General features: G+C 67.9%; 13 protein-coding genes, 2 tRNA genes and 1 pseudogene. 12 read left to right on the forward strand and 4 right to left on the reverse strand.

The features are described from left to right. The first annotated feature begins 37 nt into the window (after positions 1 to 37). From HMPREF0591_RS15235 to HMPREF0591_RS15245, 3 genes are read left to right on the forward strand one after another with little or no spacing between them, the layout of a single operon-like run. Complete coding sequence (locus HMPREF0591_RS15235) at positions 38 to 661, forward strand: Rv2466c family mycothiol-dependent reductase (protein WP_007169483.1); 624 nt, start codon at positions 38 to 40, stop codon at positions 659 to 661. A 27-nt stretch (positions 662 to 688) separates the two neighbouring features. Continuing rightward, the gene (locus HMPREF0591_RS15240; protein ID WP_040622895.1) at positions 689 to 1,168 is read left to right on the forward strand and encodes a ribose-5-phosphate isomerase; all 480 of its coding nucleotides are present in this window, start codon (positions 689 to 691) and stop codon (positions 1,166 to 1,168) included. Positions 1,169 to 1,174: 6 nt separating this feature from the next. Next, the gene (locus HMPREF0591_RS15245; RefSeq protein ID WP_007169485.1) at positions 1,175 to 1,975 is read left to right on the forward strand and encodes an Fpg/Nei family DNA glycosylase; all 801 of its coding nucleotides are present in this window, start codon (positions 1,175 to 1,177) and stop codon (positions 1,973 to 1,975) included. Between the two features lie 93 nt (positions 1,976 to 2,068). On the opposite strand, the gene HMPREF0591_RS15250 is transcribed toward HMPREF0591_RS15245, so the two are convergent. Then, positions 2,069 to 3,247, reverse strand: a complete 1,179-nt coding sequence (locus HMPREF0591_RS15250; protein ID WP_007169486.1) for a serine hydrolase domain-containing protein — start codon at positions 3,245 to 3,247, stop codon at positions 2,069 to 2,071. A 32-nt stretch (positions 3,248 to 3,279) separates the two neighbouring features. Then, positions 3,280 to 3,350, reverse strand: a tRNA-Gly gene (locus HMPREF0591_RS15255). A gap of 148 nt (positions 3,351 to 3,498) precedes the next feature. Between HMPREF0591_RS15255 and HMPREF0591_RS15260 the strand changes: the two genes are divergently transcribed. The 4 genes from HMPREF0591_RS15260 (at position 3,499) to clpP2 (ending at position 6,382) form a co-directional block, all read left to right on the forward strand. Further along, positions 3,499 to 3,575, forward strand: a tRNA-Pro gene (locus HMPREF0591_RS15260). A gap of 66 nt (positions 3,576 to 3,641) precedes the next feature. Further along, on the forward strand, positions 3,642 to 5,033 hold the full coding sequence (gene tig / locus HMPREF0591_RS15265; protein ID WP_007169487.1) for a trigger factor: 1,392 nt from the start codon (positions 3,642 to 3,644) through the stop codon (positions 5,031 to 5,033). Positions 5,034 to 5,150: 117 nt separating this feature from the next. Then, a complete protein-coding gene (clpP1, locus tag HMPREF0591_RS15270; protein ID WP_040622585.1) occupies positions 5,151 to 5,741 on the forward strand; it encodes an ATP-dependent CLP protease proteolytic subunit ClpP1 in 591 nt (196 codons plus the stop codon). Beyond that, entirely contained in the window at positions 5,738 to 6,382 is a 645-nt protein-coding gene (gene clpP2, locus HMPREF0591_RS15275) for an ATP-dependent CLP protease proteolytic subunit ClpP2 (RefSeq protein ID WP_007169489.1), read from the forward strand. Before clpP1 ends, clpP2 begins: the two co-directional genes overlap by 4 nt. Positions 6,383 to 6,403: 21 nt before the next feature. Here clpP2 and HMPREF0591_RS34680 read toward each other — a convergent pair whose 3' ends face one another. Then, positions 6,404 to 6,517 (reverse strand): hypothetical protein, encoded by a 114-nt coding sequence (locus HMPREF0591_RS34680; RefSeq protein WP_425270195.1) that lies wholly within the window; start codon positions 6,515 to 6,517, stop codon positions 6,404 to 6,406. Continuing rightward, a pseudogene (locus tag HMPREF0591_RS31950) lies at positions 6,498 to 6,728 on the reverse strand (homocysteine S-methyltransferase family protein); the annotation flags it as partial. The pseudogene HMPREF0591_RS31950 and the gene HMPREF0591_RS34680, both read right to left, overlap by 20 nt. A 331-nt stretch (positions 6,729 to 7,059) precedes the next feature. Here HMPREF0591_RS31950 and clpX point away from each other — a divergent pair. From clpX to mobA, 5 genes are all read left to right on the forward strand, one after another. Then, a complete protein-coding gene (gene clpX / locus HMPREF0591_RS15285; RefSeq protein WP_007169491.1) occupies positions 7,060 to 8,340 on the forward strand; it encodes an ATP-dependent Clp protease ATP-binding subunit ClpX in 1,281 nt (426 codons plus the stop codon). A 40-nt stretch (positions 8,341 to 8,380) separates the two neighbouring features. Beyond that, positions 8,381 to 9,631 carry an MFS transporter gene (locus HMPREF0591_RS15290; RefSeq protein ID WP_040622591.1) on the forward strand — a complete coding sequence of 417 codons (1,251 nt, stop codon included), beginning with the start codon at positions 8,381 to 8,383 and terminating at the stop codon, positions 9,629 to 9,631. A 231-nt stretch (positions 9,632 to 9,862) separates the two neighbouring features. Then, positions 9,863 to 11,836, forward strand: coding sequence for a 2-oxoacid:acceptor oxidoreductase subunit alpha (locus HMPREF0591_RS15295; protein ID WP_007169493.1), 1,974 nt, complete (start codon positions 9,863 to 9,865; stop codon positions 11,834 to 11,836). Continuing rightward, on the forward strand, positions 11,833 to 12,924 hold the full coding sequence (locus HMPREF0591_RS15300; RefSeq protein ID WP_007169494.1) for a 2-oxoacid:ferredoxin oxidoreductase subunit beta: 1,092 nt from the start codon (positions 11,833 to 11,835) through the stop codon (positions 12,922 to 12,924). The genes HMPREF0591_RS15295 and HMPREF0591_RS15300 overlap by 4 nt, the downstream gene beginning before the upstream one ends. A 1-nt stretch (position 12,925) precedes the next feature. After that, a complete protein-coding gene (gene mobA / locus HMPREF0591_RS15305) occupies positions 12,926 to 13,534 on the forward strand; it encodes a molybdenum cofactor guanylyltransferase (protein WP_007169495.1) in 609 nt (202 codons plus the stop codon). Positions 13,535 to 14,741: the final 1,207 nt, after the last annotated feature.

Here is a 14,741-nt window from a genome sequence, read left to right on the forward strand (position 1 = left end):
TGCTGAACGGTGTGCCGACCGACGAGAGGATTGCGCTATGCCCGAGAAGGCTCCCGAGAAAAGCCAAGCCGATTTCTGGTTCGACCCGCTGTGCCCGTGGTGCTGGATCACGTCGCGCTGGATCCTCGAGGTGGAGAAGGTCCGCGACATCGAGGTGCACTTCCACGTCATGAGCCTGGCGATCCTCAACGAGAACCGCGAAGGACTGGACGACAGATACCGCGAAATGATGAAGCACGCGTGGGGGCCGGTGCGCGTGGCGATCGCCGCCGAGCAAGCCCACGGCGCCGGGGTGCTCGACCCGCTGTACACCGCCATGGGCACCCGGATTCACAACGAGGACAACAAGAACCTCGAAGAGGTCATCAAGCTGTCGCTGGCTGACGCCGGCCTGCCCGCGGAACTCGCCGACGCCGCGCACAGCGAGGCCTACGACGACGCCCTGCGCAAGAGCCACCACGCCGGCATGGACGCGGTCGGTGACGACGTCGGCACGCCGACCATCCACGTCAACGGCGTGGCGTTCTTCGGGCCGGTGCTCTCGAAGATTCCGCGCGGCGAGGAGGCCGGCAAGCTATGGGACGCGTCGGTGACCTTCGCGTCCTACCCGCACTTCTTCGAGCTCAAGCGGACCCGCACCGAGAAGCCCGAATTCGATTAGCGGGCATCCCGTGTAAGGATGGCGGGCATGCGCGTCTACCTCGGCTCTGACCACGCCGGATTCGAGCTCAAGCAGCGGATCATCGAGCACCTCAGAGCGTCCGGGCACGAGCCCGTCGACTGCGGCGCCTACACATACGACGCCGAGGACGACTACCCGGCGTTCTGCATCGCCGCCGCCGCGCGCACGGTGGCCGACCCCGACAGCCTGGGCATCGTGCTCGGCGGGTCGGGCAACGGCGAGCAGATCGCGGCCAACAAGGTGCCGGGAGCCCGCTGCGCGTTGGCGTGGAGCGTCGAGACCGCGACGTTGGCCCGCGAACACAACAACGCCCAGTTGATCGGGATCGGTGGGCGCATGCACACCGTCGAGGAGGCGCTGGCCATCGTCGATGCCTTCCTGACCGCGCAATGGTCGAAAGCCGAACGCCACCAACGACGTATCGACATCCTCGCCGAATACGAACGCACTCACCAGGCGCCGCCGGTTCCCGGCGCGCAGGGCTGACGCGGTATGCCCGAAGGGCATACCCTGCACCGGCTGGCCCGGCTGCACCAGCGCCGCTTTGGCCGGGCGCCCGTCGCGGTGTCGAGCCCGCAGGGTCGTTTCGCCGATTCGGCCGTGGTGGATGGTCGTGTGTTGCGCCGCACCAGCGTCTGGGGCAAGCACCTGTTCCACCACTACGCGGGCGGCCCGATCGTGCACGTGCACCTGGGCCTCTACGGCGCCTTCACCGAATGGCCCCGCGCCGGCGCTGTCCTTCCGGAGCCGGTCGGGCAGGTGCGGATGCGGATGGTCGGCGCCGAATACGGCGCTGACCTGCGCGGCCCCACGGTCTGCGAGGTCATCGACGAGGGCCGGGTCTCCGACGTGCTGGCCAAGCTCGGCCCCGACCCGCTGCGCAACGACGCCGATCCGTCCTGGGCCTGGAAACGAATCGCCAAGTCCCGCAGGCCCGTTGGCGCCTTATTGATGGATCAGACCGTCATGGCCGGCGTGGGCAACGTCTACCGCAGCGAGTTGCTGTTCCGCCACGGCATCGACCCGTTCCGGCCGGGCCGCGACGTCGGCGAGGACGAGTTCTATGCGGCCTGGACGGATCTGGTGGCGCTGATGAAGGTGGGCCTGCGCCGCGGGCAGATCGTCGTGGTCCGGCCCGAGCACGACCACGGCGCGCCGCCGTACCGCCCCGACCGGCCCCGGACGTACGTGTACCGGCGCGCGGGGGAGGCCTGCCGGGTGTGCGGGGACGCGATCCGCACGACGGTGCTGGAGGGCCGCAACGTGTTCTGGTGCCCTAGCTGCCAGAAATGATGCCGTCCCCACCGGCCGGGGAGTCGTCGCGAGAAACGCCTGCGCCTGCTGTTTAGACGCCGCCGCCACCCGGCGGCGCGTCTTGGGTGCGTACTAGATGACGCCCAGCGCGGCGTAGACCTCGTTGCTGAGGGCGAGGCTGCGCGGGTCCGCGTTGGCCTTGGTGGCGTCGAACCGATTCGCCACGTACGCGTAGCCGATCCGGTGTTCCAGGTCGACGAACCCGAACGAGCCACCCAGGCCGCCGTGGCCGAAGATCCGCGGGTTGGGCCCGTTGACGCACCGTTGGTTGAGCATGTAGCCCAGACCCCAGCCGTGGTCGGCGACCCGTGGCCCGAGCACCAGGTCGGTCTCCAAGCCGCCCTGGCACTCCCGCACCAGGTCCATGTGTTCGCGACTGAGCACCTTCTCCTGGGCGAGCGCGTTGTAGAAGGTGGCCAGCCCCAGGGCCGACACCTGGCCGTTCGTGCCGGGGAACTCGAGCTGGCGCCACAGCCGCAGGTCGTGCGAGCCCAGCTCGTCGTCCGGGGCGAAGCCCATCGAGATCGACAGCCCGGCCTTGGGGTGCTCGGCCAGGCTGGTCGGGTAGCCGGGGGCTTGCGCGTCGGCCAGCAGGTCGCGGGCGTGCGGCTTGTTGACCCGCTCGGCGCAGCGGTCTTGTTCGGCCAGCGACAGCCCGATGTGGACGTCGGCGCCGAACGGCTCGGCGATCTCGGTGCGCAGGTACTGGCCGATCGTCCGGCCCGTGACGCGGCGGAACACCTCGCCGAGGATGAATCCGAAGGTGGTCATGTGGTAGCCCTGGGCGGTGCCCGGCTCCCAATAGGGTTCGGCGGCGGCCAGTTGCGTGCAGACGAAGTCCCAGTCGGCGACGTCTTCCCAGCGCATCCGGCGGCGGGGGCCGATCACGCCGGAGCGGTGACTCATCACCATCGCCAGCGTGATGTCCTGCTTGCCCGCCTGTCCGAACTCGGGCCAGTAGCGGGCGACCGGGGCCTGCAGGTCCAGCTCGCCGCGGTCGGCGAGGTGGTGGACGCAGGTGGCCGACAGGCCCTTGGTGCCGGACAACACCGTGGTCAGGGTGTTTTGTTGCCAGGGCCGGGTGTGGGCGGCATCGGCCCAGCCGCCCCAGAGATTGGCGACCAGGGTCCCGTCCACCCACACCGCGACGGCCGCGCCGACCTCGTCGCCCAGCGTGAAGTTTCGCTCGAACGCGTCGCGCACTCCGGCGAAGTCCGACGCGCATGAGCCGAGGATTTTGACGTCGCTCATGGCGCCTCTCTGTGGAGCAGATCCTCACCCCGAGCGGGCGACGGGAATCGAACCCGCGTAGCTAGTTTGGAAGACTAGGGCTCTACCATTGAGCTACGCCCGCATGTGTTAGTCGAGCGTGACTGTAGCTGTCGACGAAGATCAAATCTAATCGACGCGGTCTTGTGATCGCTCCGTGAGGGCGTGCGAGGCCGCCGCGAAGCCTGTGGTCAACCCCGCCCCGCGGGGCCTTAGGATCATCGAGGTCAGCGCGGGGTGTAGCGCAGCTTGGTAGCGCATCCGCTTTGGGAGCGGAAGGCCGCAGGTTCAAATCCTGTCACCCCGACCAGCACGACCCCGTGCCGCGCGCCTGCGGCCCACCGAACGCCAGGAACGACCACCGAGGAGCACCCCCGTGAAGAGCACCGTCGAGCAGCTGAGCCCCACCCGGGTCCGCATCAACGTGGAGGTGCCGTTCGCCGAACTCGAGCCCGACTTCCAGCGCGCCTACCGGGAGCTGGCCAAGCAGGTGCGGCTGCCCGGGTTCCGGCCCGGTAAGGCGCCGGCGAAGTTGCTGGAGGCGCGGTTCGGCCGGGAGGCGCTGCTCGACCAGGTCGTCAACGAGGCGTTGCCCGCGCGGTACGGGCAGGCGGTCGTGGATTCGGAAGTGCAGCCCCTCGGTCAGCCCGACATCGAGGTGACGAAGAAGGAGTACGGCCAGGAGCTGGCGTTCACCGCCGAGGTCGACGTCCGCCCCAAGATCGAGCTGCCGGATCTGGGCGCGCTGAAGATCTCGGTGGACCCCGTCGAGGTCAGCGACGAAGACGTCGACGCCGAGCTGGAGTCGCTGCGCGCGCGGTTCGGCACGCTGACCGGGGTCGACCGGCCCGTGGCCACCGGAGACTTCGTCTCGATCGACCTGTCGGCCACCATCGACGGCGAAGAGGTGCCCGGGGCCGCCGCGGAGGGGCTGTCCCACGAGGTCGGGTCGGGCCGGCTGATCGCGGGCCTCGACGACGCGCTGGTCGGCCTGTCCGTCGACGAGTCCAGGGAGTTCACCGCGCAGCTGGCGGCCGGCGAACACGCCGGGCAAGACGCCCAGGTGACCGTCACGGTCCGGTCGATCAAACAGCGCGAGCTCCCTGAGCCCGACGACGAATTCGCCCAACTGGCCAGCGAGTTCGACACCATCGAGGAGCTGCGGTCCAACCTGCGCGACCAGGTCGGCCAGGTCAAGCGCGCGCAGCAGGCCGACCGGATCCGTAACGCCGCCCTGGACACCCTCCTCGAACAGGTCGACGTGCCGCTGCCGGAGGCGATCGTCCAGGCGCAGTACGACAGCACCATGCACGACGCGCTGCACGGCCTCGACCACGACGACGCCAAGCTCGACGAGGCGCTCGCCGGGCAGGGCAAGACGCGCGATGAGTTCGAGACCGAGACGCGCGCCGCCGCGGAGACGGACGTCAAGCGGCAGCTGCTGCTGGATGCGCTCGCCGACCAGCTGGAGGTCCAGGTCGGCCAGGACGACCTGACCGAGCGGCTGGTGATGACGTCTCGCCAATACGGCATCGAGCCGCAGCAGCTGCTGGGCTACCTGCAGGAGAACAACCAGCTGCCGGCCATGTTCGCCGACGTGCGGCGCGGTCTGGCGATCGCCGAGGTGGTGCGCGCGGCGACGGTCACCGATACCGCCGGGAACACCATCGACACCGGTGAGTTCTTCGGCAAGCGGTCCGAGGCCGACGCACCGGAAGGCGCCGACGACGCCGACGACGCCGAGGCCCCCGACGACGAAGCCGAGTGACGCTGTAAGCGAAAGCGCCCAATTGAGGGGGAGCGTGGGCGCGAAACGGTGGGCTCGGTTGGTTAGTGTCGGTGCATAGAAGAACTCGAGAAAGCAGGTAACCCAGTCGTGTCTGACATGCGTTCGCCCTCGCAGGGTCTCAACCTCACGGACTCGGTCTATGAGCGCTTGCTCTCCGAGCGCATCATCTTCCTGGGTTCGGAGGTCAACGACGAGGTCGCCAATCGGCTGTGCGCGCAGATCCTGCTGCTCGCCGCCGAGGACGCGGACAAGGACATCTCGCTCTACATCAACTCGCCAGGCGGATCGATCAGCGCCGGCATGGCGATCTACGACACCATGGTGCTGGCGCCCTGCGACATCGCCACCTATGCGATGGGCATGGCCGCCTCGATGGGGGAGTTCCTGCTGGCGGCCGGCACCAAGGGCAAGCGCTACGCGCTGCCGCACGCGCGCATCCTGATGCACCAGCCGCTCGGCGGGGTGACCGGAAGCGCGGCCGACATCGCCATCCAGGCCGAGCAGTTCCACGTCATCAAGAAGGAGATGTTCCGGCTCAACGCCGAATTCACCGGGCAGTCGATCGAACGCATCGAGGCGGATTCCGACCGCGACCGCTGGTTCACCGCCCAGGAGGCCCTCGAATACGGGTTCGTCGACCACATCATCACCCGCGCCGCCCACATCACCAACGGAGAAGCCCAGTGAGCACCCAGCACCCCAACATCCAGCCGCAGGCGCGCTACATCCTGCCGTCGTTCATCGAGCACTCCAGCTTCGGCGTCAAGGAGTCCAACCCCTACAACAAGCTGTTCGAGGAGCGCATCATCTTCCTCGGCGTCCAGGTCGACGACGCTTCGGCGAACGACATCATGGCGCAGCTGCTGGTGCTGGAGTCGCTGGACCCCGACCGCGACATCACCATGTACATCAACTCGCCCGGCGGCGGTTTCACCTCGCTGATGGCGATCTACGACACCATGCAGTACGTGCGCGCCGACATCCAGACAGTGTGCCTGGGTCAGGCCGCCTCCGCGGCGGCGGTGCTGCTGGCCGCGGGCACTCCCGGTAAGCGGATGGCGCTGCCCAACGCCCGGGTGCTGATCCACCAGCCGTCGTTGCAGGGTGTGATCCAGGGCCAGTTCTCGGATCTGGAGATCCAGGCCGCCGAGATCGAGCGGATGCGCACGCTGATGGAGACCACGTTGGCCCGCCACACCGGCAAGGACGCCGCGACGGTCCGCAAGGACACCGACCGGGACAAGATCCTGACCGCGGACGAGGCCAAGGAGTACGGGATCATCGACACCGTGCTGGAGTACCGGAAGCTTTCCGCGCAGACCGCTTAGCGACATTCGCCGAGCGTGAACTCACGGCCAGTTTTTCGCTGATTTTTCGCCGCCAGTGCACGCTCGGCGCAGCTCCGCAATGTCGGCCGGGCGCACCTGGCAGCAGCCGCCGCCGATGCGCGCCCCGGCGGCCACCCACCGCGCGGCGAGCGGTGCGGAAAGCGTGCGCGGCCGCGATCGTCGCGCCGGCGCGGAAATAGGCGGCGTGGACGGCGACGATCTCGTGGGGGTCGTCCGCCAGGAGCCTGGCCGACCACAACGGGTCGGACAGGTCGTGACCGCGCGCCTCGAGCTCGGTGGCCAGACCGCCATCGTTGATCAGGACCGACTCGCTGATCGGAGCCAATTCCACCCGGCCACTGTAGGGTGATTTCGTGGGGATCTGCCCGGGCTCCGCCCCAGGCCGGCATCCCCCGGCGGAAGTAGGGCGGTCGCCGCACCAGCCTCGGTCGGGTAACGACCGCGACACGCCAAAGACACGCAAAGCGCGTCTTTCGCGAGTGACGGGCGCCGTGTGGCTATATGTTTCAACCAGACGGGATCAGCATGACTCCCCCGAATATCATGGGCGCGATTCGGCCTTAATGGTCGCGTCGGGCCCGATCTAGCGGGTAGCGTCGGGGCATACATGCGGCAGAGCACGACGAACGGCGAAAAGGAAGTAGGCCCTCAGCACCATGGCGCGCATCGGAGACGGCGGTGACCTGCTGAAGTGCTCGTTCTGCGGGAAGAGCCAGAAGCAGGTCAAGAAACTCATTGCGGGCCCCGGTGTGTACATCTGCGATGAATGCATCGATCTGTGCAACGAGATCATCGAAGAGGAACTCGCCGACGCCGACGACGTCAAACTCGACGAACTCCCCAAGCCGGTCGAAATCCGGGAGTTCTTGGAGGGCTACGTCATCGGGCAGGACACGGCCAAGCGGACGCTGGCCGTCGCGGTCTACAACCACTACAAGCGCATCCAGGCCGGCGAGAAGGGTCGTGACTCGCGGCACGAGCCGGTCGAGCTGACCAAGTCCAACATCCTGATGCTCGGTCCCACCGGCTGCGGCAAGACGTACCTGGCCCAGACGCTCGCCAAGATGCTCAACGTGCCGTTCGCGATCGCCGACGCCACCGCGCTGACCGAAGCCGGATACGTCGGCGAGGACGTCGAAAACATTCTGCTCAAACTCATTCAGGCCGCCGACTACGACGTCAAGCGCGCCGAGACCGGCATCATCTACATCGACGAGGTCGACAAGATCGCCCGCAAGAGCGAGAACCCGTCGATCACCCGCGACGTCTCCGGCGAGGGCGTGCAGCAGGCCCTGCTGAAGATCCTGGAGGGCACCCAGGCGTCGGTGCCCCCGCAGGGCGGCCGCAAGCACCCGCACCAAGAGTTCATCCAGATCGACACCACCAACGTGCTGTTCATCGTCGCGGGTGCGTTCGCCGGCCTGGAGAAGATCATCTACGAGCGCGTCGGCAAGCGCGGCCTGGGCTTCGGCGCCGAGGTGCGCTCCAAGGCCGAGATCGACACCACCGACCACTTCGCCGAGGTCATGCCCGAGGACCTGATCAAGTTCGGGTTGATCCCCGAGTTCATCGGCCGGCTGCCGGTGGTCGCGTCGGTGACCAACCTGGACCGGGAGTCGTTGGTCAAGATCCTGTCCGAGCCGAAGAACGCTCTGGTCAAGCAGTACACCCGGCTATTCGAGATGGACGGCGTCGAGCTCGAGTTCACCGACGACGCGCTGGAGGCGATCGCCGATCAGGCCATCCACCGCGGCACGGGCGCCCGTGGCCTGCGGGCCATCATGGAAGAGGTCCTGTTGCCGGTGATGTATGACATCCCGAGCCGCGACGACGTCGCCAAGGTCGTGGTGACCAAGGAGACCGTGCAGGACAACGTGCTGCCGACGATCGTGCCGCGCAAGCCCTCGCGCTCCGAGCGCCGCGACAAGAGCGCCTGACAGCCGCTCGGCCGGCCGGCCATTCGGGTATTAGATGCCCATGCCGGCCGCCACCGAGATCGACAGTCCCGTACCGCGCCGGCTGACCCACGCGCTGGACCTGCTGAACTTCCTGCTCGCCGACGTCCGCGACGGGCTCGGGCCCTACCTGTCGATCTACCTGTTGTTGGCCCATCACTGGGACCAGGCGTCGATCGGGTTCGTCATGGCGGTCGGCGGGATCGGGGCGATCGTCGCGCAGGCGCCCGCCGGCGCGTTGGTGGACCGGAGCACGGCCAAGCGGGCGCTGATCATCGGCGGCGCGCTGACCGTCACGGCCGGGTCGCTGGCCATGCCGATGTTCCCCGGGCTCTATTCGATCTCGGTCTTGCAGGCCCTGACCGGCATCGCCGGCTCGGTCTTCGCCCCGGCTCTGGCCGCGATCACCCTGGGCGTCGTGGGACCCCGGTTCTTCTCCCGGCGGATCGGGCGCAACGAGTCGTTCAACCACGCGGGCAACGCGTCGGCCGCCGCCATCACCGGCGGGCTGGCCTACTCCTTCGGGCCGGTGGTGGTGTTCTGGGTGCTTGCGGTCATGGCGGCCACCAGTGTGCTTGCGACGCTTGGGATTCCGGGCGACGCGATCGACCACGACGTGGCCCGCGGCATGGACCACGTGCCGGGCGGGCCGCACGAGACGCCCTCCCGGCTGGCGGCGCTGCTGCACAATCGCAGGCTGATGATCTTCGCGGCGACCGTCGTCGCCTTCCACTTCGCCAACGCCGCCATGCTGCCGCTGGTCGGTCAGCTGTTGGCGCTGCGCAACAGGGACGTCGGCACCGCGCTGATGGCCGGCTGCATCGTGGCCGCGCAGGTGGTGATGGTGCCGGTGGCCTACCTGGCCGGGGCCAAGGCCGATTCGTGGGGACGGAAGCCGATCTTCCTGCTCGGTTTCGGGGTGCTGGCCGCGCGCGGATTCCTCTACACCCTGTCCGGCAACCCCTACTGGCTGGTCGGGGTGCAGCTGCTGGACGGCGTCGGCGCCGGCGTGTTCGGGGCGCTGTTTCCCCTCGTGGTCCAGGACGTCACGCACGGCAGCGGCCGGTTCAACGTCAGCCTCGGCGCGGTGACGGCCGCGACGGGGATCGGCGCGTCGGTGTCGAATCTCGTCGCGGGCTGGATCGTGGTGGCCGCCGGCTACGACGCCGCCTTCGCCTTCCTGGGGGCGCTCGCCGGCGCCGGCTTTTTCCTGTACCTGATCGCGATGCCGGAAACGGCGCCGAGAGAATTGCGCGCCGCCGCGCGAAAGTGACCAATACCACAGTTTTGCACGGACCGCACCACCCTCGCCGCGCTGACTTCGGCTTTAGGCGTAAAACCGCTGCATGTAAGGGTTTAGAGACGCCCATTCTCGCCTTAAAGAAGTGCCATAATTGGTACTACCAGTGACACACAAGCGCGAGGGCGCGGGAGCCGCTGCTACGGCGCGTACCCTAAAACTCCAGCGAAGTGCCTATCCGGATAACGAATGGAAGGCGGATACGTGGATCCGAACGGCAGCGGAGCCGGGTCTGATTCTCACAACGGCTCGAATGGGTCCCCTTCCGGCGGCGGGTCCGAGCGCCGGCGCCTGGAACAAGTCGTCATTCGCTTCGCCGGGGACTCCGGCGACGGCATGCAGCTGACCGGCGACCGGTTCACGTCTGAGGCAGCGCTTTTCGGCAACGACCTGGCCACCCAGCCGAACTATCCCGCCGAGATCCGGGCCCCCGCAGGGACGCTGCCCGGCGTGTCGTCCTTCCAGATCCAGATCGCCGACTACGACATCCTCACCGCCGGTGACCGCCCGGACGTGCTCGTCGCGATGAACCCGGCGGCGCTCAAGGCCAACCTCGGCGACCTGCCCCGCGGCGGCATGGTGATCGCGAACTCCGACGAGTTCACCAAGCGGAACCTGACCAAGGTGGGCTACGTCACGAACCCGCTGGAGTCCGACGAGTTGTCCGACTACGTCGTGCATTCCGTCGCGATGACCACGCTGACCCTGGGCGCCGTGGAGGCGATCGGCGCGTCGAAGAAGGACGGCCAGCGCGCCAAGAACATGTTCGCGCTGGGCCTGCTGTCGTGGATGTACGGCCGCCCGATCGAGACCAGCGAGAAGTTCATCCGGGAGAAGTTCGCCCGCAAGCCCGACATCGCCGAGGCCAACGTCTTGGCCCTCAAGGCCGGCTGGAACTACGGCGAGACGACCGAGGCGTTCGGCACCACCTACGAGGTGTCCCGGGCCACGTTGCCCTCCGGCGAATACCGCCAAATCTCCGGCAACACCGCGATGGCCTACGGCATCGTCGCGGCGGGTCAGCTTGCCGGTATCCAGGTGGTTCTCGGTAGCTACCCGATCACGCCGGCGTCGGACATCCTGCACGAGCTGTCCAAGCACAAGAACTTCAACGTGATCACCTTCCAGGCCGAGGACGAGATCGGCGGCATCTGCGCCGCCATCGGCGCCTCGTACGGCGGTGCGCTCGGCGTCACGAGCACGTCCGGCCCGGGGATCTCGCTGAAGTCCGAAGCGTTGGGCCTGGCGGTGATGACCGAATTGCCGTTGCTGGTCATCGACGTTCAGCGCGGCGGCCCCTCGACCGGCCTGCCGACCAAGACCGAGCAGGCCGACCTGCTGCAGGCGTTGTACGGCCGCAACGGCGAGTCGCCGGTGGCGGTGCTGGCGCCGCGCTCGCCATCCGACTGCTTCGAAACGGCGCTCGAGGCGGTGCGCATCGCGGTCTCGTATCACACCCCGGTGATCGTGTTGTCCGACGGCGCGATCGCCAACGGCTCTGAGCCGTGGCGCATTCCGGACGTCGGCGCGCTGCAGCCGATTACGCACACGTTCGCCCAGCCGGACGAGCCCTTCCAGCCGTACAACCGCGACCCCGAGACGCTCGCCCGCCAATTCGCCGTTCCGGGCACCCCGGGCCTGGAGCACCGCATCGGTGGCCTGGAGGCCGCGAACGGTTCGGGCGCCATCTCCTACGAGCCGGTCAACCACGACCTGATGGTTCGGTTGCGGCAGGCCAAGATTGACGGCATCTCGGTGCCCGACCTCGAGGTCGACGACCCGACCGGCGACGCCGAGCTGCTGCTCATCGGCTGGGGCAGCTCGTACGGGCCGATCGGCGAGGCCTGCCGGCGGGCGCGGCGCAAGGGCGTCAAGGTCGCGCACGCCCACCTGCGCCACCTCAACCCCTTCCCGGCCAACCTGGGCGACGTGCTGCGGCGTTATCCCATGGTGGTCTGCCCGGAGATGAATCTTGGCCAGCTGTCGCTGCTGCTGCGCGGCAAATACCTGGTCGACGTGCAATCGGTCGCCAAGGTCCAGGGTGTCGCGTTCCTGGCGGACGAGATCGGCCGCGTCATTCGCGCCGCGTTGGGTGGCACGCTGGCCGAAATCGAGCAAGACAAGACGATGGTCGCCAGAATGGCGGCAGCAACGGTTGGAGCGGGAGCTAGCGAATGACCGACCTGATGGGAAATCTGGCGGGCACGGACCTCGGGCTGTCCCCGAGGTTGAAGAAGAACGACGGCGTGCCCACCACGGATCAGCCGCAAAAGGGCAAGGACTTCACCAGCGACCAAGAGGTCCGGTGGTGTCCCGGGTGCGGTGACTACGTCATCCTCAACACGATCCGTAACTTCCTGCCCGAGCTCGGGTTGCGCCGCGAGAACATCGTGTTCATCAGTGGCATCGGTTGCTCGAGCCGGTTCCCGTATTACCTGGAGACCTACGGCTTCCACTCCATCCACGGCCGCGCGCCCGCGATCGCGACCGGCCTGGCGCTGGCCCGCGAGGACCTCTCGGTGTGGGTGGTCACCGGCGACGGCGACGCCCTGTCGATCGGCGGCAACCACCTGATCCACGCGCTGCGCCGCAACGTCAACATCACGATCCTGTTGTTCAACAACCGGATCTACGGGCTGACCAAGGGCCAGTACTCGCCGACGTCGGAGGTCGGCAAGGTCACCAAGTCCACGCCCATGGGTTCCCTGGACCACCCGTTCAACCCGGTGTCACTGGCGCTGGGCGCCGAGGCGACGTTCGTCGGCCGCGCCCTCGACTCCGACCGCAACGGGCTGACCGAGGTGTTGCGCGCCGCCGCGGAGCACCGCGGTGCGGCCGTGGTCGAAATCCTGCAGGACTGCCCGATTTTCAACGACGGCTCCTTCGACGTGCTGCGCAAGGAGGGCGCCGAGGAGCGGGTGGTCAACATCCGCCACGGCGAGCCGATCACCTTCGGCGCCGACGGTGAGTACTGCGTGGTGAAGTCGGGCTTCGGCCTCGAGTTCGCCAAGACCGCCGACGTGGCCGTGGACGAAATCATGGTGCACGACGCGCATACCGACGACTCGGCCTACGCCTTCGCGCTGTCCCGGCTCTCCGATCAGAACCTCGAGCACACCGTGCTGGGCATCTTCCGTGACGTCAGCAGGCCGACCTACGACGACGCGGCGCGCTCGCAGGTGCAGGCCGCCCGGGCCTCCAAGCCGTTCGACGACGCCGCCCTGCAGGCGCTGCTGCGCGGGCGCGACACGTGGACCGTCGACTGACGTGGGCGAAACGAGTTCACTGGCCGGCGTAGTGCTCGCCGGCGGCGCGTCGCAGCGGATGGGCCGCGACAAGGCGAGCCTCCCGGTCCCCGGTTCTGCCGGGGGATCCGGTGCGGCCACGATGGTCGAGCATGTGGTCGGCGTCCTCCGACAGCGTTGCGACCCGGTCCTTGTCATGGCGGCCCAGGGCCAACCGCTGCCCGATTTACCGGCGCGGGTCATGCGCGACGAGCTGCGCGGGCTGGGACCGCTGCCGGCGACGGGACGGGCGTTGCGCGCGGCCGCCGAAGCGGGCGCCCGGCTCGCCTTCGTCTGCGCCGTCGACATGCCGTTCCTGGCCGTCGAACTCATCGACGACCTCGCGCGCCGCGCGCGGGAGACCGGCGCGGAAGTGGTGCTGCCGTGGGACGGCCAGGACCACTATCTGGCGGCGGTGTACCGGACCGACCTGGCCGACCGGGTCGACGCCTTGGTGGCCGCGGGGGAGCGCAAGATGCGCGCTTTGGTGGACGCGTCGGACGCCCAGCGCGTCGTGACGTCGGATTCGCGGCCGCTGACCAACGTCAATACCGACGCCGAGCTGCGCGGCCTCGCGCAAGCGCGCGGCTGACGCGTCCGGCGAGCCCGCCGGGCAGAACCGTGCCGGATAAGTCCCGCTAGAACCATCCGCGTGCCGCGGGAATCCGCACGCGAATTCGACAGAAGTCGAGTTTCCTTTCCGTCAAGTAGCGCGTTTCGGTGCCGGCGGCGCTGACCGGATGCCCACTATCGGCCACCGATCGTGATCTGTTGAGCGACCGGATGATTCGGGATCGAATTGCCGTCGCACGCCTGGGCCAGTGGCACCGGTGCGCGTCGCGTCAGCCGAAATACCATGCGTGATCAGCAAATTGGTGCGCCCGAGCGAGTCGCACGGTTCGCCGTTGCGATGGGGTCGGCGGGATTGCGATGACGCAGTGGCGCGCCGGCGAAAGTCACTGTGGGAAAACGTTTTTCGCGATCGGCGTGCCGGCCTGGCCGGGCGTGACACCGATCGTGCGTGCGTTATTGGAACGATGCAAGTTGGCCAGCGGCACAACATGATTCGGGTGTATGGGCCGGGCGTGTTGGGTGACCGCATCGCGTAACTTGTTGTAGTCTGCGCCGCTTCGCCCCCCGGACCCGGGTCCGCCATGGCCGCAACGTGCTAAATGCGGGAGCGCAAATACGTGGGCCAGTTCACAAAATGGGCGTGATTCGGCTCACGATTTGAAAGCGTTTGCGATTCTTGGGTACTTGCCGGAATTGCGGTGCTGACCTGCCGAAAGCGCGATGGGATTGGGCCGTGATCGCGCCGTTACCGAAACGAGATATCCGTTTTCCGAAGATGACGAATGCCGCCGGGTCTCGTACGGTCCCTGTTAGCCCGCAACGGGTTACGGAAGAGTAACTGAAAACAGAATCACGGACCCCGCGTGTGAGCGGGGCCGCGGACGGCGAAGCCGGTCCGTGGCCGGCGGGTAGCAACCCGCTGGGCGACTCGAGCCCACCGCTGTCGTGCCAGGACAGGTCGGCACGTCCCGAAGCAGGTTGTCCACATCAACCACACATCGTCAGCCCACCCCGTGGGCTTGCTTTGGCGCGCGCGCACCGCGAAAGGAAAGATATTGAAGAACGTCCGTAAGACGCTCGTTCTTGCCGCGGTCACGGGCACCCTCGTGACCATCCCGTCGGCCACCGCCACCGCGGAACCGATGGGGATCGACCCCAACATGCCGCCCGCCGCGGCGCCGGACGCGCCGCCGCCCCCGGCTCCGGACGCGCCGCCGCCCCCGGCC

The sequence above is a fragment of the Mycobacterium parascrofulaceum ATCC BAA-614 genome (assembly GCF_000164135.1).
GTDB lineage: Bacteria > Actinomycetota > Actinomycetes > Mycobacteriales > Mycobacteriaceae > Mycobacterium > Mycobacterium parascrofulaceum.